This is a genomic window from Streptomyces sp. NPDC033131, from assembly GCF_055578365.1.
Window position 1 is genome coordinate 34,627 of the sequence record NZ_JBVIPA010000019.1, and the last position, 19,564, is coordinate 54,190.

At 69.4% G+C, this 19,564-nt stretch carries 18 protein-coding genes and 5 pseudogenes; 13 read left to right on the forward strand and 10 right to left on the reverse strand.

All coding sequences use genetic code 11. The features are described 5' to 3' along the window. Window positions 1-12 precede the first annotated feature (12 nt). The 4 genes from tap (at window position 13) to ACZ5XS_RS23895 (ending at window position 4,433) form a co-directional block, all read left to right on the forward strand. Window positions 13-2,265: a telomere-associated protein Tap gene (gene tap, locus ACZ5XS_RS23880; protein WP_468654401.1), complete on the forward strand. Its 2,253-nt coding sequence runs from the start codon at window positions 13-15 to the stop codon at window positions 2,263-2,265. A gap of 6 nt (window positions 2,266-2,271) precedes the next feature. Beyond that, window positions 2,272-2,829, forward strand: coding sequence for a telomere-protecting terminal protein Tpg (gene tpg, locus ACZ5XS_RS23885; protein WP_468654403.1), 558 nt, complete (start codon window positions 2,272-2,274; stop codon window positions 2,827-2,829). Window positions 2,830-3,059: 230 nt separating this feature from the next. Further along, window positions 3,060-3,500, forward strand: a complete 441-nt coding sequence (locus ACZ5XS_RS23890) for a VOC family protein (RefSeq protein ID WP_468654405.1) — start codon at window positions 3,060-3,062, stop codon at window positions 3,498-3,500. Between the two features lie 327 nt (window positions 3,501-3,827). Continuing rightward, window positions 3,828-4,433, forward strand: coding sequence for a dihydrofolate reductase family protein (locus ACZ5XS_RS23895; protein ID WP_468654407.1), 606 nt, complete (start codon window positions 3,828-3,830; stop codon window positions 4,431-4,433). On the opposite strand, the gene ACZ5XS_RS23900 is transcribed toward ACZ5XS_RS23895, so the two are convergent. Beyond that, window positions 4,430-4,780 (reverse strand): DUF6233 domain-containing protein, encoded by a 351-nt coding sequence (locus tag ACZ5XS_RS23900; protein WP_468654408.1) that lies wholly within the window; start codon window positions 4,778-4,780, stop codon window positions 4,430-4,432. The two genes, ACZ5XS_RS23895 and ACZ5XS_RS23900, sit on opposite strands and share 4 nt — an antisense overlap. Before the next feature lie 200 nt (window positions 4,781-4,980). Here ACZ5XS_RS23900 and ACZ5XS_RS23905 point away from each other — a divergent pair, with 200 nt between their 5' ends. Both ACZ5XS_RS23905 and ACZ5XS_RS23910 read left to right on the forward strand, forming a co-directional pair. Then, the gene (locus ACZ5XS_RS23905; RefSeq protein WP_468654410.1) at window positions 4,981-6,447 is read left to right on the forward strand and encodes a PE-PGRS family protein; all 1,467 of its coding nucleotides are present in this window, start codon (window positions 4,981-4,983) and stop codon (window positions 6,445-6,447) included. 81 nt (window positions 6,448-6,528) lie between these two features. Next, window positions 6,529-7,278, forward strand: a complete 750-nt coding sequence (locus ACZ5XS_RS23910) for a hypothetical protein (RefSeq protein ID WP_468654412.1) — start codon at window positions 6,529-6,531, stop codon at window positions 7,276-7,278. A gap of 164 nt (window positions 7,279-7,442) precedes the next feature. Here the strand turns inward: ACZ5XS_RS23910 and ACZ5XS_RS23915 are convergent. From ACZ5XS_RS23915 to ACZ5XS_RS23945, 7 genes and pseudogenes are all read right to left on the reverse strand, one after another. Then, window positions 7,443-7,621 (reverse strand): annotated as a pseudogene (locus ACZ5XS_RS23915) (ISAzo13 family transposase); the annotation flags it as partial. A 53-nt stretch (window positions 7,622-7,674) separates the two neighbouring features. Beyond that, complete coding sequence (locus ACZ5XS_RS23920) at window positions 7,675-8,856, reverse strand: ABC transporter ATP-binding protein (RefSeq protein WP_468654414.1); 1,182 nt, start codon at window positions 8,854-8,856, stop codon at window positions 7,675-7,677. 92 nt (window positions 8,857-8,948) lie between these two features. Next, entirely contained in the window at window positions 8,949-9,782 is an 834-nt protein-coding gene (locus tag ACZ5XS_RS23925; RefSeq protein WP_468654416.1) for a carbohydrate ABC transporter permease, read from the reverse strand. Next, window positions 9,782-10,735, reverse strand: a complete 954-nt coding sequence (locus ACZ5XS_RS23930) for a carbohydrate ABC transporter permease (RefSeq protein ID WP_468654418.1) — start codon at window positions 10,733-10,735, stop codon at window positions 9,782-9,784. Before ACZ5XS_RS23930 ends, ACZ5XS_RS23925 begins: the two co-directional genes overlap by 1 nt. 67 nt (window positions 10,736-10,802) lie before the next feature. Next, window positions 10,803-12,026 (reverse strand): ABC transporter substrate-binding protein, encoded by a 1,224-nt coding sequence (locus ACZ5XS_RS23935; RefSeq protein ID WP_468654420.1) that lies wholly within the window; start codon window positions 12,024-12,026, stop codon window positions 10,803-10,805. A gap of 432 nt (window positions 12,027-12,458) precedes the next feature. Continuing rightward, window positions 12,459-12,709, reverse strand: a pseudogene (locus ACZ5XS_RS23940) (IS5/IS1182 family transposase); the annotation flags it as partial. Then, window positions 12,637-12,795 (reverse strand): annotated as a pseudogene (locus tag ACZ5XS_RS23945) (LysR family transcriptional regulator); the annotation flags it as partial. The pseudogenes ACZ5XS_RS23945 and ACZ5XS_RS23940, both read right to left, overlap by 73 nt. Before the next feature lie 204 nt (window positions 12,796-12,999). On the opposite strand from ACZ5XS_RS23945, the pseudogene ACZ5XS_RS23950 reads away from it, so the two are divergent. From ACZ5XS_RS23950 to ACZ5XS_RS23980, 7 genes and pseudogenes are all read left to right on the forward strand, one after another. Next, window positions 13,000-13,218: pseudogene (locus ACZ5XS_RS23950) on the forward strand (hypothetical protein); the annotation flags it as partial. Window positions 13,219-13,983: 765 nt separating this feature from the next. Further along, window positions 13,984-14,172 carry a hypothetical protein gene (locus tag ACZ5XS_RS23955; RefSeq protein WP_468654618.1) on the forward strand — a complete coding sequence of 63 codons (189 nt, stop codon included), beginning with the start codon at window positions 13,984-13,986 and terminating at the stop codon, window positions 14,170-14,172. Window positions 14,173-14,219: 47 nt separating this feature from the next. Further along, window positions 14,220-14,828, forward strand: coding sequence for a hypothetical protein (locus ACZ5XS_RS23960; protein ID WP_468654422.1), 609 nt, complete (start codon window positions 14,220-14,222; stop codon window positions 14,826-14,828). 67 nt (window positions 14,829-14,895) lie between these two features. Continuing rightward, window positions 14,896-15,106 (forward strand): annotated as a pseudogene (locus ACZ5XS_RS23965) (hypothetical protein); the annotation flags it as partial. A gap of 154 nt (window positions 15,107-15,260) precedes the next feature. Further along, entirely contained in the window at window positions 15,261-16,592 is a 1,332-nt protein-coding gene (locus ACZ5XS_RS23970; protein WP_468654424.1) for a hemolysin family protein, read from the forward strand. Further along, window positions 16,589-17,605, forward strand: a complete 1,017-nt coding sequence (locus ACZ5XS_RS23975; protein ID WP_468654426.1) for a hemolysin family protein — start codon at window positions 16,589-16,591, stop codon at window positions 17,603-17,605. The genes ACZ5XS_RS23970 and ACZ5XS_RS23975 overlap by 4 nt, the downstream gene beginning before the upstream one ends. A gap of 212 nt (window positions 17,606-17,817) precedes the next feature. Then, window positions 17,818-18,021, forward strand: coding sequence for a cold-shock protein (locus ACZ5XS_RS23980; RefSeq protein ID WP_383995209.1), 204 nt, complete (start codon window positions 17,818-17,820; stop codon window positions 18,019-18,021). A gap of 286 nt (window positions 18,022-18,307) precedes the next feature. Here the strand turns inward: ACZ5XS_RS23980 and ACZ5XS_RS23985 are convergent, their stop codons facing one another. Beyond that, window positions 18,308-18,445: a hypothetical protein gene (locus ACZ5XS_RS23985; RefSeq protein ID WP_468654428.1), complete on the reverse strand. Its 138-nt coding sequence runs from the start codon at window positions 18,443-18,445 to the stop codon at window positions 18,308-18,310. 13 nt (window positions 18,446-18,458) lie between these two features. Continuing rightward, window positions 18,459-19,517 carry a methyltransferase gene (locus ACZ5XS_RS23990; protein ID WP_468654430.1) on the reverse strand — a complete coding sequence of 353 codons (1,059 nt, stop codon included), beginning with the start codon at window positions 19,515-19,517 and terminating at the stop codon, window positions 18,459-18,461. Window positions 19,518-19,564: the final 47 nt, after the last annotated feature.

Sequence of the window (19,564 nt, forward strand, 5' to 3'; positions counted from 1 at the left end):
AGGAGGTGGTCCATGTCCGAGTTGTTCGATCGGATCGATGCGCTGGTTGCGTCCCGGTCTGCTCTGCCGCCGCCGGCGGAGCGCAAGCGGCTGCGCCAGGCACACGGTCTGACACTGGACGAAGTGGCATCGGCGCTGGACGTTCGGCGGGCGACCGTCAGCGGCTGGGAGTCCGGCAAGACCGAGCCGCGGCCGCCGGAACGTGAGGCTTACGCGCGACTGCTCGGCAAGCTCGCGGAGCTCTACCCCGCCGACCCCAACGCCACGGCGCCCGTTCAAGGCACGGCCGTTCCGGCCAGGTTCTCGAGCGCTCCCGCCCCGGCTCCGCAGGCACAGCCTGCGCCCACAGACGCAGCGTCCGAGGCTGAGGCCATGACGGCCCAGCAGACGACCCGGGCCCGCCCCGCCGTCAGCGCCGTGCCTCCGGCTGCCGCGACCGGTCCGGCGCGCATCTCCGAGCCGTCGTCGTCGGCGTCGCGCCGCCCCGGCGCGCGGAAGGCTGTCGCGGCTGGAAGTCCGGCGGATGGCACCGACCCGCGGTTCGAGAACGGTCCGCTGGCGGTCGTCGACGTCGACGCCGACGGCCAGGTGTACGCGTACTGCGACGGCGGCCTGGTCCTGGACGTGCCCGCCAAGAGCATCCCGGCACTGGTGGACTGGACCCTCAAGGAGGCGAAGCTCGGACAGCCGAAGCTGTCCGGGCCGGGCAAGGACGCCGACCCGCTGTTGGTGCTCACCGAGTCGGCGCTGGAGCGTTACGGCCTGCCGGTCGCCCTCACCCAGGAGGAGCGTCTGGCAGGGCGGATCCCTGAGGGCCACAAGGTCATCAAGCAGCTGGCGCGTGCCGAGTGGAAACTCACCAAGCGCGGGTTCGGACCGTGGGCGAGGATCTACCGCCCCGCGCAGGGCTCGGAGCGGGCCTGTGTGCAGCTGTGCATCCCGTCATGGAACGCGCTGGACTCCCGGCACTGGGGCGAGGCCGGGCAGCTTCCGCCGGCGGACCTCGCGCGCGTACTGGGCGTGTACGCGTCGCGGGTGATGACCCCGCGTGGGTCGGCCGCGGTGACCGGCCTGGAGTTGATGACCGCGCTGCATCCACCGACCCGCGCCTCCGAGCCCGACGCGACAGGGAAGCGGCACTCCGAGCGCAACCCCGGCAGCCTCGGCAAGGAGCCGGTGGACTGCGCGCCGTGCGAGGCCCCCGACGGGCACCCGCTCCTGGCGGATCTGCCGCGCTTCCATGTCCGCGGCCCCGACGAGAAACTGTTCGAGGAGGCGTACGACTGGGCGCGGCCGCTCACCGACGCTGAATGCACCCTGCGGCACCTGGTCGGCATCGACGTGAACATGGCCTTCGCCGCCGGCGCGAACGGCCTCGTCGTCGGCCTCGGCGCGCCGACGCATGTCAAGGCGCCGGTGTTCGATGCGAAACTGCCCGGCTCCTGGCTGGTCGACCTCAGCCATGTGGACCTGTCGCGCGTGAAGGTCGCCAAGGACAAGTGGGCGGACCTGGACGCGAGTCTGCTGCCCAGCCCGTTCACGCCGAAGGGCGAGCAACCGCAGGGCCCGGCCTGGTACGCGACGCCGACCGTCGCCTACGCGGTGGAACTCGGCTACGACGTCACGCCGATCGAGGCGTACGTCCGCTACGAGAACGGCCGCTACCTGGACGCCTGGTACCAGCGGCTGCGCGACGCCTACCTCGCCACGATGGCCGACCTCGGCGTCCACGCGGAGCTGTCGCCGGCCGAATTCCTGGCAGCTATGGACGGCTACCGGCAACGCGACCCGGAACTGGCGATCGTGGCGTCCGCGATCAAGGCGACCGTCAAGGGCGGCCTGGGCAAGCTGCGCGAGCGCCCGCGCGGTGAGGGTTGGAAGCCCGGCCGGCCGTGGCGAGCCCTGTCCCGCCCGACGTGGCGGCCGGACATCCGCGCGGCCGTCATCTCCCGCACCCGGATCAACCTGCACCGCAAGATCGTCAAGCACGCGGCGTTCACCGGCCAGTACCCGGTCGCGGTCCTGTCCGACTGTGCCGTGTACGCGGCCGACGGCGAGAGCCCGCTGGACTTTCTGCCCTACCGCGACGGCAAGCCCCTGCCGGGCGGCTTCAAGCTCGGGGTGAACCCCGGGCTGGTCAAGTGGGAGGGCGCCCAGAGCGTGCTGTGGGGCGAGGGCGTCCGCGAGCAGTTGCAGGCGCCCGAGCTCAACCTCGCCCGCTATATCAAGGACGGCACCGTCACCGACCAGGACAACGGGGAGTAGAGGGCGATGAGCGTGTTCGGCCAGGGCCTGGAACAGGCCGTGCAGCGGGCGTTCACGCGCCCGATCCCCAAGAGCGCGGGCGCGCAGATGCGGTACCTGGTCAAACAGCTCAAGGGCACCAGGGCGGTCGCCCAGATGCTGCGGATCTCCCAACGCACCGTCGAGCGGTACGTGAAGGACCAGATCAAGAAGCCCCGCCCGGACCTCGCCTCGCGGCTGGAGACCGAGGTCAGGAAGAGGTGGCAGCCACAGATCCGCGCCAGAGCACGGCAGCAGGCGGCGACGACCGGCGGCATCGTCATCGACACCCGCGCCCGGATCGGCTACACCGCCCCGATCGGCTCCACCGACGACGCCCGCATCCGGCACCTGACCGTCGCGCTTCCGCCGCAGTACGCCGCCCGCCTCTTCGACGCCCAGCAGCAGGGCGCGTCCGACCAGCACCTGCAGGACATCGCCGCCGAAGGACTCAAGGAGGTCTACTTCCAGGACAGGGGCCGCCGCGCCGGCAGCCTGGAAGAGGTCCGCTTCACCGACATCGAGCACCTCGAGTTCGACTTGTAGGCGCAGTCAGGGATCGCCGGCGAATTGGCGGCAGGCCTCATAGGAGCGGCCACCTGCGCCGCATTCACCTTCGGTGGTGGCGTCTGGCTCCGGTCTGCTGGAGCGGTGCTGAGGCGTGATCCAGACCTTTCGAGTTCGGCGGTCCGGGGATGTCGAGAACGGGCCACCGGCTCCGTCCCGGGAACATCAGCGACCGCCACCGGCCGCACGAGGAAGAGGGAGAACCGAGCATGGCGATTCAGCGGATGGACAACGTCGGCATCGTCGTCGAGGACCTGGATGCCGCCATCGCGTTCTTCGTGGAACTGGGTCTGGAGCTGGAGGGCAGGGCGCAGGTAGAGGGCCTGGTCGCCGACCAGTGCACCGGGCTCGACGGGGTCCGCTGTGACATCGCGATGCTTCGGACCCCGGACGGTCACAGCCGGCTGGAGCTGGCGAAGTACCGCAGTCCCGCGGTGATCAGCGCCGGGCCGCGCAACCGGCCGCACAACATCGTGGGCACGCACCGCGTCATGCTCGCCGTCGACGACATCAAGGACACCGTTGCCCGCCTGCGCCCTCACGGCGCCGAACTCGTCGGCCAGATCGCCCGGTTCGAGGACAGCCACCTGCTCTGCTACGTCCGCGGCCCGGAGGGCATCATCGTCGGACTGGCCGAGCAACTACGCTGAGAAGAGAAACCGAACCCTGCAGCCGAACGAGATCACCGAAGTTCCGAACCGCCGGTCAGCCAGGAGTTGCCGGCCCGTGACGTGACCCGCCCGGCCTGCGTTGCCGAGGACGGACCCGCGCGCAACGTACCGGCCTTCCGACGGCCAGGGTCAGCATTGTCTCGGGCAAGGACCACCGCTATTCCTTCCCCGTCGAGGACCGGCAGCCCCGTCGAGCGGGAGCAGGCAGTCGCCCGGCAGCCGGTCACCGCAGCCCGGCGCCCCGGAAGTTGTGCCGATGAGTTCCCGGCGGTTGTGCGGTCTACCCGTCGACGAAGGGAGCGCACCATGCGCAAGATCATCGTTTGCACGTTCCTGACGCTGGACGGCGTCATGCAGGCCCCGGGCGGTCCGGACGAGGACGCTGAGAGCGGCTTCGAGCACGGCGGCTGGCAGAAACCGGTGGCCGACGACGAGGTCGGCGCGGCCATCGCCGGTTGGTACGAGCACTCCGACGCGATGCTGCTCGGCCGCAAGACGTACGAGATCTTCGCGTCGTACTGGCCGACCGCCGATCCCGACAACCCGTTCACCCATCGGATGAACAGCATGCACAAGTACGTGGCGTCTCGGACCCTGACGTCCGTCGAGTGGCAGAACTCCATGCTGCTGGAGGGCGGCCTCGTCGATGCCGTACGCGAGCTGAAGGCGTCCGACGGCGGCAACATCAACGTCGTCGGCAGCGGCGACCTCGCCCAGACCCTCATGCAGCACGGCCTCGTCGACGAGTACCGGCTGACCATCCATCCGGTGATCATCGGTACCGGCAAGCGGCTGTTCGCCGACGGAGCGATCCCCACTGCGCTGGAGCCGGTCAGCGTCTCGACGACGACGGGCGGCACCATCGTCGGCGTCTACCGGCCGAACGGTAAGCCCAGCTACGACAGCTATTAGTCGAGGATGCCGAGGGCCGTGTCCGGTCGGCAGTGGACGCAGGCCGGCACCTGCTGGCGCAGAGCCTCCAGCGCCTGCTGCCGGGCGACCGGACGGCACCGGCCGCTCTCGGCAGCCGCCCAGCACTCACCGGTGTGCACGGCGTCGACGTTCGTGCGGTTGAGCCCGTACTGGATCAGCCACTCAGGCGGTGGCGGCCGCATCTCCTCACCCTGGCGCCGCTCCGCCTCGCGCTGCTCCTCCACCTCGATCCAGTCATCGAGCTGGGCAAGGGCCGCCGTCGCCTGCTGCACCACTACGCGGCGGGCGAAACGGAGCATCTGAAGTCGCGACGGTACATCGTTCACATGTTCGATTCTAGGTTCCTGCCGAGAGAGGCGCTGTAGCGGATCCCGGACCGCCGCGACCGGCAGGCCCGCGGGCATGCTCGCTGAGCTGCCCGGTCCTGGCCTGCGCCCGCTGCGCGGCCCGAAAAACGCCGGGGACGCCGATGGCGCGTACCTGTGAGCGGCCTGCAGGTCGGCGCATAGGCAGGCAGTCACAGGTCATGCCGGCCGGCCGGGCACCGACGCATGTGGAGGTGGGCTTCCTGCACGGCTGCGACCGGCCCGCCGTACTCGACGCCGCCGTGGCGCATCCCGATCCGCAGGTGCGCTCGAGGCCCGCGGACACCTTCCGGCCCAAGCTCACGTCCGAACAGTGGGTACGCCTGGTCCGCGCAGAACCGTCGCCGAGCCGGCGCGTGCTCTGGGCCGAGCGTGCCTGCGCCTGGGGCGTCGAACTTCCGGGGGACCTGTACGACGACCTCCTCACGGGCCCGTCCCGCGCTCAGGCCGCGGAACTTCCGGCACTCCCCGCACACCACCTCCCCAACCTCGCGGCCGACGCCGATCCCCGGGTGCGGGCGACTTCCTGCGCCCGGTGGGAAGACCTCGCCGCGCCGCTGCGGGAGCGACTGCTGGTCGACACCGACGACGCGGTGCGTACGGCGGCGCTGCTCGCCCACCACACCGGCGTCCCCATGCCTCGCGAGGTCTTCGCCGCGCTGCCCCCGCCCCGGCGCGCGCTCGAACAGTGCCGTCTCTCGCCCGAGCTGGAGGCGGAGCTGGTCAGGGACGGGGACGCGGAGGTGCGCCGGGCGCTGGCTGCCAACCCGCGGCTCAGTGCACACAGCGTCGCCGTCCTGGCGGAGGACCCATACGACGACATCCGCTCGGCGGTGGCACTGCGGTCCGACCTCAGCGAGGAGCAGCGTGCTGCGGTGCGCTACGACTTCGACCCGACGTCGATGTCGCACACCGTGCCCTGGGTCAAGGGCCTGCACGGTGATGCCGACGCGATGCGCCGCCTCGCCGTTTCGTCCCATCCGCTCATCCGCCGAAGTGTGGCCCGTGCCCGGCATCTCCCACCGGACGTCGTGGAGCGTCTGGCGCGGGACGAGGACCGGACGGTCCGCCTGTTCCTCGCCGAATCGTGCGACGACGCGCCGGCCGACATGCTGCTGGAGGTCTGGCGCTGGTGGGACGGCAGCTTCGCTCACCCCGACCGCCCCCGCAGCCACCCCAACTTCCCCCATACGGGCCTGCTGCGCTACGCCGACGACCCCAGCGCGCGGATGCGCCGCTTGAACCTGAACGATCCAGAGTCCACGCCTGCCGACGTCGCACGTCTCGCCCGCGACCCAGAAGCCCGAGGTGCGCCGTCGCGCGGCCGAGGACGTCCGGCTGTCACCGGCCGACGCGGTGCAGATGCTGAACGACCCGGCGGGCCACGTCCGCGGGGCCGCGATGCGCAATCCACGGCTGCCGGCCCGCGTCCTTGCCGGGGTGCTGCACGACCGCGACACGGCAAGCGCGGCGGTCACCAATCCGGCGATCCCGGTCCCCGTCCTGCACCGCATCCTGACCGCGGCCGCGGCAGCCGTGGCGGTCTGAATTGGCCAGTCCGAGCATCACAGAGGGCCACGCAGCCTGACGCGAACCCCAGCGTCTCCGGATCGGATCCGCTCGTGTGATGGGATGCCCGCCAGGTGCACACAGTGGGTGCGCCGGTACGACGCGACAGACGCAGGAACGAGGGCAGGGAGGGAGGTGCCATGACGAGCAGGCACGAGACTCACGGGGCAGGCCTCGGGCCGCGGCCGCTGCAGACGCGCGCCCTGACCCGTGAGGCCGGGCGGGCACGGCAGCTCCTGGCCGAGGGGGAGTGGCGCCCTGCCGCGGCGGACTCCGAAGCAGCAGCGGCCGTTCTGGCCCGCCTCGCGGCCCCGCTGCCGGCCCGGCGGGCAGCGCCCGCACGGACGCTGGCCACGGACCGGGACCGGCGACTCCAACGCCTCCTGCGCACCACCCTTCACCACCTCGACGCAGGCGCCGTCAGCCCGCCCGCGGCCGCCCTCCTGGCCTCCGTCGCCCGTGCCTTCCTGCCTTGGCACGCCAGCCCGAACCCTCCGAGCGCAGCGGCGGCCCCGAGATACGGGACCCCGGCGGGGACGGCAGACGGCCTGGCCGTGCCACCGACTGCGGCGGGCGAGGCCCTGCTCCCCGATCTGAACGCACTGTTCGCCGTGCTGGCCTCGGCGAGCCCGCCCGGGACCGTCTCGCTTACACCCCCGGTCGAGCCCTGGCAGGTCCGCTACGCGGGCCGCTTCCGTCGTTACGGCAGACCCGCTTTCGGCGTGTGGACGGCCGAAACCGTCGGCTGCCCGACGTGCGGGGGTAAGGCCGGCCCGTGGACTGTGATCTGCGACTGGCGCCTGATGTGGCTGGGCTGCCCGTGCGGGGCGGTGACCCACGAGCACGGCCTCGCCTTCTCCGAAGCCTGGCTCCTCTTGCCGGACCAGTGACCGGGCGTCGTGGCCGACCGTCCACCCCTTCCTGCCCAGCGTCTCCAGGCCGGCGCCGTCTCAGCGGGCTCCCGTTGGAACTGGTCGAGCCGGCCCTGGCGGCCTGGCGCCTCGAGCGCCGCTGCTGGCCGAGGCGTCGAGCGGCGTCTCGTAGGCGAGGAGTGCTCCCGAACGGCCGGGTTCCGGTCGGCGACGCGTTTGCCGACCGGCGCCGGGCTGGTGGAAACGTCCCAGCGGGGCCATGGCCGGAGTCAGCCAGGCGACGCTGCCGCTCGTCGAGGTGCGGCAGAATCGCCTCGAACTTGGCTGCCCACACGGCCCGTTGCCCAACCGATCCGCTCATTCCAGACCAGCGAACCACTGAACGGAAAGCCGCGAATCAATGATCTGCAGGCCCTAAGCGGCACTTTCCGGGTGAGTGAGGTTTGCGCCGTTCGCCGGATCGAACACATGGGCCTTGCCCACGTCGACCTGTAGGTCAACGGACTCTCCTTCGCGGGCGCGAGTAGCTGCGTCCAGGCGGGCCACGACTTGCGGAGTGTTCGAGCCGGTGTCACGCAGGCCCGCGTCCGCAGCGAGTTCCTCGAGTTCGGACGTCTTCGCGGCCGCGCCCTCCGCGGTGAAGTAGACGAACACGTCGGAGCCCAGCGACTCGAGAACGTCCACGGTGACGGTGAAGCGAGGGCGGCCCCGTTCTTGTGCCAGTGCCGCATCCTCGAAGGCCTCCGGACGGAGGCCGACGATGACATCGCGCGGTGCGTTCTGCCGCTCCAGTGCCTGACGCGTACGGTCGTCCAGGGGCAGACGGCCCACGGGGGAGCGGAGAGTGTTGTCCTCCAGGGTGGCCGTCAGGAAGTTCATCGCAGGGGAGCCGATGAAGCCCGCGACGAAGAGATTGCGTGGGTGGTCGTAGAGCTGTGCGGGTGTGCCGACCTGTTGGACGAGGCCCTGTCGCATGACGACGACGCGGTCGCCGAGCGTCATGGCCTCGGTCTGGTCGTGTGTGACGTACACGGTTGTCGTGCCCAGGCGCCGTTGCAGCCGGGAGATCTGGGTGCGCATCTGTACGCGGAGTTTGGCGTCCAGGTTGGACAACGGCTCGTCCATCAGGAAGGCCTTGGGATCGCGGACGATTGCCCGTCCCATGGCCACCCGCTGGCGCTGGCCGCCTGACAGGTTGGCGGGCTTCCTGTCCAGGTGCTCGGTCAGGTCGAGGACCCGGGCGGCCTGCTCGACCTTCTCGTTCACGGTGGCCTTGTCGACCTTGGCCAGGCGCAGGGGGAAACCCATGTTCTCCCGGACGCTCATATGCGGGTACAGGGCGTAGCTCTGGAACACCATCGCGATGTCGCGATCTTTGGGCGTGAGATCGTTGACGATCTTGTCGCCGATGCGCAACGTGCCCTCGGTGATGTCTTCCAGACCCGCGATCATGTTCAGGGTGGTGGATTTGCCGCATCCGGACGGACCGACGAGGATCACGAACTCGCCGTCGGCGATGTCGAGATCCACGTCCTTCACGGCGAGGGCTCCGTCGGGAAAACGCTTGGTGACTCCCTCGAGGATGATCTCGGCCATGGGTGGTGTCTCCTTGCCTTCTTGCCATCCGGCTCTGGGGTGTCCCGGATCGGGTGGCTGCGGACCGGCGGCCGGCCGGCGACGGTGGCCGGTCAGCCCTTGACCGCTCCGGAGGTGAGTCCGGCGACGATGCGCCGCTGGAAGAGCAGGACGAAGATGATGATCGGAATGGTGATCACCACGGCCGCCGCGGCGATCGATCCGGTGGGCTGCTGGAATTGCGAGCTGCCGGTGAAGAATGCGATCGCGGCCGGCACGGTGCGTGCGCTCTCCGTGGAGGTCAGCGAGATCGCGAACAGGAAGTCGTTCCAGCAGAAGATGAAGACCAGGATAGCCGTGGTGAACACGCCCGGCGCCGCCAGCGGCACGATGACCAGTCGGAATGCCTGCGCGGGCGAGGCGCCGTCCACCTTGGCCGCCTTCTCGAGATCCCAGGGAATCTCCCGGAAGAACGCCGACAGCGTGTAGATCGCCAGAGGCAGGGAGAACGTCATGTACGGGATGATCAGCCCGATCCACGTGTCGAAGATGCCGAGGATCCGCTCGATGTTGAACAGCGGTGACACCAGCGAGATCGGGGGAAACATGGCGATCAGCAGTGACATGCCGATGAGCACCTGCTTGCCGGGGAATCGCAGTCTGGCCACGGCGTAGGCGGCCATGGTGCCCAGTACCACCGCGATGGCCGTGGCGATCAGCGCGATGCCGATGGAATTGATGAGGGAGCGGGTGAACTCGGACGTCTCGAAGATGCCCTGGTAGTTCTCCCAGGTCCACTTCCTGGGGATGTAGTTGCCGTCCGTCAGCGTGCTCGGGTCCTTGAACGACAGCGCGGCGATCCACCACACCGGGAACAGTGCGTAGAGCACTACCACCACGTTCACCACTGCCCAACGGGTGGCGTGTGCCTTGCCCACAGCAGTCATCAGCGCTTCACCTCCGCGCCGGGTGCGGCCGCCCCGAACAGCTTGATGAAGGCGAAGGCGATGATCCCGACGCAGATGAAGATCAGCACGGAGATCGCCGACCCGATGCCCAGGTTCAGGGCCGTGAACAGGTTGTGGTAGCCGAGGATCGACAGGGAGCCTGTCCCCTGGGCTCCCGAGGTCAGGATGAAGATGTTGTCGAAGATCCGGAACGCGTCGAGGGTGCGGAACAGCAGTGCCACCAGGATCGCCGGCTTCATCAGCGGCAGTACGACCTTGGTGAAGCGCTGCCAGGCATTGGCCCCGTCCACCATGGAGGCCTTCAGGGTTTCCTCGGGGACCAGAGCCAGGCCGGCGAGGAGTAGCAGGGCCATGAACGGGGTGGTCTTCCACACCTCTGCGAGGATGATCAGCCACAGGGCCGGCCACTGCTCGGTCAGCGGAGCCTCACCGCTCGGCAGCAGCTCGGCGAGGTATCCGAGCTCCGGCGTCCAGGCGTACTGCCAGGAGAACGCCGCGACGACCGTGACGATCCCGTAGGGGACGAGGACCGACGTGCGTACGGTGCCGCGGCCGAAGATCGTACGGTGCATGACCAGCGCGAGCCCCATGCCCAGGACCAGTTCGATGGCTACGGACACCGCGGTGATGAACAGCGTCACCCAGAAGGCGTCCCACCAGAAGGGGGACGACAGTACCGCTCCGTAGTTGCTGAAGCCCACGAACTTCGCCTGAGCGGGGAAGCGCAGGTCGTATCGCTGGAGCGACAGGAAGATGGCGTACCCGATGGGGTACGCGGTCACGGCCACCATGACGGTGACCGCCGGAGCGCACAGCAGCCAGCCGAGCCGCCGCTCCTGCCGGGCACCGGCGGACAGTGCCGCCTGGTCCCTCCGCAACTGCCCCGCATCGAAGGGCTGCGGGGTCCCGGCCGGTTTCGCCTGCATGCTCATTGCGGGCCGCCGGGGGAACAGGCCCGCGCGCTTGAGCACAGACGGGCGGGACAGCGGGGCAGGTGGGTCACGGAATCACACCCTCGGACTCAAGAGCCTGGTCGATCTGTTCTCTGATGGTGTCGACCGAGCTCTGCGGACTGATCGCGGCCGGTGGAGACAGCGTGTGGGAAACCGCGATCGACACGTTCTGGTACGCCGGGGTGATCGGGCGCACGCTCGCCGACTCCAGAGCCGCCAGCACATCCTTGGCGAACGGGTAGTCCCTGATGAACGACGGCTCGTCGTACAGACTGCGCATCGTGGGCGGCAGACCGCCCTTGAGCGCAGCCGTGAGCTGGTTCTCCCGGTTGCGCAGACACAGCGCAGCCTCGAAGGCCGGCCCGGAGTTGCGCGAGTACGCGCTCACGGCCAGGTCGATACCGCCGATGGTGGGGCGTGACGGACGGTCGGCGTCGACCCGCGGGTAGGGCGCCCAGCGGAAGTTCTTGAACAGCTTCGGGTTGTTCGCCTTCATCGACGGATAGACGAACGGATAGTTGATCTCGAACGCCGCCACCCCGGACTCCATGGCAAGGCGGTTCTGATCTTCCATCTGGTTGGGAAGGGACGGGTCCGCGGCCGGGGACTTCGCGAGATCGCGCATGATCTGGGCGGCTCGCACGGCGGGTGGACCGAGAGAGGGCTCGGTGGCGCCGGCGTTGAGGATGGAGCCGCCCGCGCTGTTGACCACGCTGTTGAACCAGACGGTGAGACCCTCGTACTGAGCGCCCTGAATCTCCACCAAGTGCGGTCTGTCCTGCTGAGCAAGGTCGCGGGCCATGTCCAGCATCTCGGCCCAGGTTCTGGGCGGGGTCGGCACCAGGTCCTTGCGGTACCACAGGAGTTGCGTGTTGGTGTTGTACGGGACGGCGTACAGCTTGTCCTTCCAGGTGGCGGTCTGCAGTGGTACGCGCAGCGTGCCCTCGGTCGCCTGCTGCTTCACCTGCCCGGTCCACTCGCGGATCCAGCGGGCCTCCGCGAACTCCGCGGCCCACGTGACGTCCAGACCCATGATGTCGACCGAGGTGTCCTCGGCCGCGAGTCTGCGCACCAGTTGCTCTCGCTGCCCGTCGGCGGCGCGCGGAAGCTTGTTGTAAATGATCCTGTAGCGACCGCCGGACGCCTGACTGCACTTGTCGGCGGCCTGCTGAAGTGCACCGGAGTCGTCGGGGAAGTTGTACCAGTTCAGGGTGATCCGGCCATCCTGCGCATCGTCACCACCGCAGCCGGAGAGTACCGACGCGAGCATCGGCAGTACGGCGAACGCCCGCAACCGCCGAGACCTTGTGAGCCGCGCTCTTTCCTCAGCCGACCGGAGCCTGGGATCCGGCCGGAAGCCACATCCGGCGTGCACTCGTTTCCACACCTCGCTTCCGGGGTCGACAGTCACGTGACTCGCATCCGCACCAATTCTCTTCCCGGGGGACACTAAACGGGATGTATGGCGACATCAAGCACATTTTGACTCGAAATTCTCATTGGGTAACCAACGTGTTCTGGTGCAGCCTTTGTGCGGTGTGCCGGGCTGCGGGTGGTGAGGACCGCGGCGGCGACTGACGACATTCGCTTCACCTCACACCAACCCAGCAGACCGTCAATCGCGCGCTGTCCGTGCACCAGGCCGACGAGCGCACGCTGGTGCGGTGATCCGGGGTGTGGGCCGCGGTAAGTCGTGGTTGCGGCCGACGACCAGGGGCAGTCCGTTCGCGTCTGACAGGATGTGCATCTTGGTACCCGGCTTGCTCCGGTCCTCGGGGCTCGGACCTGTGTGTTCGCCCCTTTGGAGCGTGCGTGCACGGAGTTGCGGACGACGCGGGAGACATCGATGAGGCCTGCGTCGTCGAGTGGTGCAGGCCCGCTTGATGACTGAGCGGCGACTGCGCGATGTACAGGCGCTCGGCGGCCCGCCCGAAGTGCAACTCTTCGGCGACGGCCACGAATCCGGTGAGATGTTTCCGCTCCGCGGAGGTGACGACACGTCGCCGTATGGAATGCGACGGTGATGACGGAGGGGGCATTTCCGTGAGGGATCTGGTCAAGGGGGCCAACACATTCCTTCCGGCAGTGCCGTTGCGCATCGCGGTGCGTGGCGAACTGCGGGCGACGGCGCTGCTGCTGGCGGCGGACGGCCGGGTCCGGGGGGACCAGGACGTCGTGACCGACGGCGCGTCGGCACATCCGTCGGGCGCGGTGCGCCTGGCGGGGGGCGCGGACGGCACCACATGGCTGGAGGCGGGGCTCGGCGAGGTGGAGGCGGACGTCGAGCGGGTGCTCGTCGCCGGGTCCACGCGCGGTGGAACGGTGCGGGAGACGGGGGTTCCGTCGGCGGAGGCGTACGCGCCGGACGGGACGTCGGTCGCCCGGTACGAGGTGGCGGAGGCGGGGACGAGACGGCTCTGGTGCTCGCGGAGTTGTACCGGCGGGCGGGCGGCTGGAAGTTCCGGGCGGTGGGCCAGGGGTATGCGGTCGGGCTCGAGGCGCTGGCGCCGGATCACGGTGTGGGGGGTGATGCCGGTGTCGGGGGCGGCGCCGGTGCGCGTGCCGTTCGCGCCGCCGGCGGGGGCGCCTGCGGCCGCACCGATTCCGACACCCATTCCGGCAAAGGCACAGGCCCAGGTACCGGCACCGACCGTGGCGGTGCCGGGCACGGCGGCTGCACCCCCGCAGCCTCAACCGGCGCCGCAGGACTGGGTGTTCGGCCCCGTCTTCGAGCCGCGCACGCTCACCGGCCGCGACAACGACGTCATCCAGGTGGACGGCCTCCCGCCGGGTCCGGTCGTCGTCGAGCTGTTCGTGCTTGGCGAGGCGTGGACGTGTCTGACGCCCCTCGACCGGCGCAACAAGGAGGGCTCCTCCCTCGTCAACAGCGCCGAGGTCAACTTCCAGGGCAGGCTGCTCACCACGGTCCCGCAAGGCGGCCCGCTGCGCCTGCGGCTCCAGGCCGAGGGGCGCTGGCAGGTGACGGCGCTGCCGCTCGCCGCGGCCCACCGGCTGACCGGAGAGTGGCTGGAGTGGCGCGGCCCGGACGTCCTGCTGACACCGCGGGCCCGGCGGACATCGCCATCCGCTACAAGGGCGACGACAACCTCATCGCCCACCGGTACGAGCTCGAGGGCCACGCCGACCACGCGACGCTCCCGCGCCACGAGAACTTCGTCAACAAGGTCGGCGCCCGCCGGGAGACTCACCCGCTGCCCGAGCGTCCGGTGATTGTCGAGCTGGAGAGGGCGGACGGCCCATGGCGGGCCAGGCTCAGGGGTGTCGGGAAGTCGACGGACACCCCGCCCGAGGACGGTGTCGCCGCCCAGACGTTCGCTCCGTTCGCGGTGCCGGGCCCGGAGAAGACGAGCACCGTCGGCAAGTGCTCGCGCTGGGGCCGGCGCGGCAGGGGCTGACGGGCGTACGGGCGGGCGTTGTCAGTGGCGTCTGGTGCAATCGGTGCATGACCGCTCCAGACGCCGCCCGCCGGCTACCCGACATCCCGACCCTGCGCTCCCTGTGCCGTGCCCTCGCGGCGGCGGAGGCGATGGTCAACCCCAGCGGTGAGTACGCGTATCACGTGTACGCAGCGAACTGGGGCGAGTCCGAGGAGGCGCTGTCCGTGGACACCGGGTCGGGGGACGACTGCACGGTCGTCTTCGCGCCGGCCGGTGTCTACATACGGGTGTTCAGCCATGAGTCGCCGATGAGCCCGTACGGGAACGACGAGGAGCAGGCCTGGCCCGGCGTCCTCGACTCGGTGCCCGAGGTCTTCCGCGCGTACGTCGACGAGCCCGCGTTCACCGACGACGGCCTGCCGCGCGTCACGGCCTGCATCTGGCGCGAGACTGGCGACACGCACTGGCACACCGGTGACATCGCGTTCCCCGACGAGGAGGAGGACGACGTGGACGGCGCGGAGTGGCTCCTCGACCTCCTCCTCGAGGGCACTCCGGAGGCGTTCCGGGAGTGGGCGGAGGACTACTACGAGCGGCCGGTCGACCTGGAGGCGGTGCGCCGCGTGTACGCGGAGGCGGGCGTCCCAGAGGTCGCGGGCCAAGTGCAGAAGTAGTACGTCAGGCGGGCTGCGGCCACGTGCGGCGATGGCCGCCCTGGTCGCGGTGATGGTGAGGGTGTCAGTCGGCCAGTTCAACTACGCCCCGACCCCGACGAGGTCGTCATCGATCTGAGCGCCGCCCACATCTGGGACGCCTTTTCGGCGCCGCACTGGATGCGATCGAGACCACGTACACCCAGCGGGGCAAGACCGTCCCGATCTTCGGTCTGAACAAGCCGAGCGCCCGCATCCACGAAATGCGAGAAGTGGCTTTACTGTTCCTTTACTATTGAGTGGGGGAGACTTCCTTCCCTGACGAAGACGTTCCGCACCCGTGCCGGGGGCGGTTGAGTGATGAAGGAGCAGCGGACCCGCAATGGGTGAACCTCCCAGTACGAGCCGTGCCATACCCCGCCCGACAGCCAGCAGGGAATCGGGGGTGGCACGGTGACCGAGTTCCTGCTGCTCCTGCTTGCTCTGGCTCTGACTCTCGCGTGCGCGGTGTTCGTCGCGGCCGAGTTCTCCCTGACCACGGTCGAGCGCGCTGATCTCGAGCGTGCGGCTGAGGCGGGTGAGCGCGGCGCCGACGGCGCGCTGAAGGCCGTACGCCGCCTCACCTTCCAGCTGTCAGGCGCCCAGCTGGGTATCACCGTGACCTCGCTGGTGATCGGCATGATTGCCGAGCCGTCCCTGGCCGCGCTGCTGCGCGGCCCGCTGACCGCGATCGGCCTGGCGGGCGCGGCTTCCACGATCGCCACCATCCTCGGTGTCGCTGTCTCCACTGTGGTGTTGATGGTCGTCGGTGAGCTGGTACCGAAGAACTGGGCGATCGCCCGGCCACTGGCCGTGGCCAAGGTCGTCGCCACCCCGCAGCGCGGCTTCACCGCCGCCTTCGGACCCTTCATCGAGCACCTGAACAACACCGCCAACCGTTTCGTGCGCCGCTTCGGCCTGGAGCCGGCCGAAGAACTCGCCCACGCCCGCAGCCCGGAGGAGCTGGTGGCGCTGGCTCGGCACTCCGCCGCCCAGGGCGCGCTGGAAAAGGACTCCGCCGAGCTGTTCGTGCGCACCCTGCATCTGGGGGAGCTGACGGCCGAGAACGTGATGACCCCGCGGGTGGACGTCAAGGCCCTCGAAGCCCACGCCAGCGCCGCGGACGCCGTCGACGTCACGCACGCCACCGGCCTGTCCCGTTTCCCCGTCTACCGCGACAGCCTGGACGAGATCATCGGCACCGTCCACATCCGCGACATCCTCGCCCTGGACGAGGACAGGCGCCCCGGCACGCCGGTGACCGACCTGATGACGCCGCCGCTGCTGGTGCCCGACAGCCTGCCCGTAGACACCCTGCTGGCCCGGATGCGCACGGAGCGCACCATGGCTGTGGTCATCGACGAATACGGCGGCACGGCCGGTGTCGCCACCGTCGAGGACATCATCGAGGAGGTCGTCGGCGAGGTCCGCGACGAACACGACCCCCTTGAGCGCCCTGACCTGCTGCCACGCCCCGCAACCGAAGACGGGCGCCGCATCTGGCAGGCCGAGGGCAGTATCCGCACCGACCAGCTCGCCGAGATCGGCCTGAGCGCCGCGGACGGCCCCTACGAAACCCTCGCCGGCCTGACCGCCACCCTCCTCGAACGCATCCCCAAGCCTGGAGACACCGTGCACCTCGATGGGTGGGACATCACCGTTGTCGATGTCGACCATCACCGTGCCGACCGCCTCACCCTCACCGCCCCCGCTGCGGACCGTGCCGAGCAGGAGACCGTCCGATGACCACCGTCCAGCTGCTCATCGGCGCCCTGACCCTGCTCACCAACGCCTTCTTCGTCGGCGCCGAGTTCGCCCTGATCTCGGTACGCCGCAGCCAGATCGAGCCCCAGGCCCAGGCCGGCAACAAGCGCGCCAGGACCACCCTGTGGGGAGTGGAGCACCTGTCGGCGATGATGGCCACCGCCCAGCTCGGCATCACCGTCTCCTCCCTCGTCCTGGGCGCCGTCGCCGAGCCGGCCATCGCCCACCTGCTGGAACCCCCGTTCCACGCCATCGGTGTGCCCGAGGGGCTCATCCACCCGATCGCCTTCGTCATCGCCCTCGCGCTCGCGACGTATCTGCACATGCTTTTCGGCGAGATGGTCCCCAAGAACATCGCCCTGGCCGCCCCGGTGCCCACCGCGCTGTTCCTCGGCCCGCCGCTGGTCGCCCTCACCCGTGCGCTCAAGCCCGTCATCTTCGGCATCAACGCCTTCGCCAACACCGTGCTGCGCCTGCTCAAAGTCGAGCCCAAGGACGAAGTCGCCGCCGTCTACACCGACGACGAACTCGCCCGCCTCGTGGCCGACTCCAGCCAGGCCGGCCTCCTCGATCCCGCCGACGGCGAACGGCTGCGCGACGCCCTGGAGCTCGGCACCCGCCCGGTCGGCGAGGTCCTGGTGCCCCTGGCCCGGATGAGCACGGTCGACCACCGCGTCACCCCCGCCCAGCTCGAGAAGGCGGCCACAGGCGCCGGCTACTCCCGAATGCCCGTCCTGGGCCCCGGCGACACGATCATGGGCTACCTGCACATCAAGGACGCCATCGGCATGTCCGAACGGCACAAGCCCTTCCCCCGCTCCGCCCTGCACCCCGTGACCCGCGTGCAGATCGACACCCCGCTCGACGACGCCCTCACCGCAATGCGGGCGGGTGGCACCCACCTCGCCGCCGTCACCGGCGACAAGGGAACGGTGATCGGCATCGTCACCATGGAAGACGTCCTGTCCGAACTCGTGGGACCAACGGCCGCATGATCACTCGCTCCAGAAACGGGGATGCCGGGTCGTGTGCCAGCAGACGTGAAGGCGCCGTTGCCCGGTGAGCTTCGATGCGCGCAGCCTGTGTCGCCAGCCGGGTGAGAGCCGTGTTCCGGGGTAGAACGGTTGTTGGCTCCTCCGATTGTGGTGAGCCGGAGCATGCCCGGATGAAGGGCTGTTCCTTGGGCATGAACGAAGGATCGACCAGTATGGCCAGCGGCACCGTGAAGTGGTTCAACGCCGAAAAGGGCTTCGGCTTCATCGAGCAGGACGGCGGAGGCCCGGACGTCTTCGCGCACTACTCCGAGATCAAAGGCAGCGGATACCGCGAGCTGACCGAGGGCGAGCACGTCACCTTCGACATCGGTCAGGGACAGAAGGGCCCGCAGGCCCAGAACATCATCCGCAGCTGACCGGGCGCAGGGATGCAGAGCGAGGCGGCTGTCCGGTCGGGCAGCCGCCTCGCTCATGAAGGTGCTCCATAAAGGATCTTTACGGTCCCTCCCGCCGCCACCAAGAGGCTCCCAGTGGGTGGGAGGGCAGCCCGGCTGAGGTGGCTCGGCATGCGAGACCTCTGCCGACGCACGGCCATGGCCGTCAGCCGGTGGCCTGTGCCGTGGGGCCGTCCGGACCGACGGAGGAGAGCGTGTTGCCGGCCATCGCCACGATCTCGTCCCTGACGAGCGCCACTCTCGGCGCTCAGTCCTGGGACGCGTCCCCGAGGAAGTCGACGGCGGAGGTCCGCCAGAGTTCCCTGCCGGTGCTCAGGTCCAGGGCCAGGACGCGGCCGATGCGGTTCGCGAAGTAGATCCGCCCCGTGACCACTGGGAGCCCCACCCCCGCGCAAGCGTCAGACGGCGACGAGCTCCATACCGAAGTAACCGCCACCCACGGGGTACATCCGCGAGCGGCGCCATCCCGAGGCCGCGAAGAGGGCGTCGAATTCGTCCAGATCGCGTTCCATACCGTTGGTCATGGTGAGCATGGTCATGTCCGCCCGGGTGGCGAAGTCGGGCTTACCGATCTCGCCGATGACCGTCTCCACGACCAGTACCCGTCCCCCCTCGTTCACGGCTGAGCGGCAATTCCGGAGGATCACGGCGCACTGGGTGTCGTCCCAGTCGTGCAGGATCGTCTTCAGGAGGTAGAGGTCCGCCGGAGGAACCTCCGCGAAGAAGTCGCCCGCCACCGCGGAGAAGCGGTCGGACAGACCACGCTTCCCGGCCTCGCCGCGTGCACCCTCGACGGCGTGAGGCAGGTCGAGAACCTGTCCGCTCAGCTGGGAGTCGGCCTCCATCAGCGCCAGGACGAAGTCACCGTTCGAACCGCCGACGTCGACAACGGTGGATACACCGACGGTGGAGACCGCGCCCACGGCGCCCTGCGTGACCAGGCCGGACAGGTCTCCCATCGCCTGAGCGAAGAGCGCGGCTTCGTCAGCGTTCTCCGGTTGCGCGAAGTACTCGAAAATGTCCGACCCCAGCGCCTTCCTGGTCTGAGCGGTCCCCTGCCGCACCGCCTCGGGGAAGTGGGCCCAGGACTGCCAGTGCGAGTGTCCCGTCTGGGTCATCACCAACGAGCGCAAGGAGCCGGGCACACCTGAACGCAACAGCCGGCCGCGCCCGGTGAGAGCGAAACGATGACGCCCTTCGTAGCTCAGCAGGCCCGACGACGCGGCCGCGCGCATCAGCCGGTACGTGGCCCGCGGATGACTGCCCTCGCGCTCGGCCAACTCTTCGGCCGTCATGGCTCCGTCGGCGAGATGGTCGGGTATGCGCAGGGCGGCCAAGGCCCGCAGGATCTGGGCGACGACGAGGCCGCCCAGAAGGTCGAAAACGGCGGCAGCGTCCGCTGCGGGATCGCTCGGCACGGCTTCAGTGCCACGCGTCATGTCGGTCGTGTCAGTCATGACAGCCAGTAACCTCTCAGGATTCAGAACGGGGCGGAGCCCGTGGA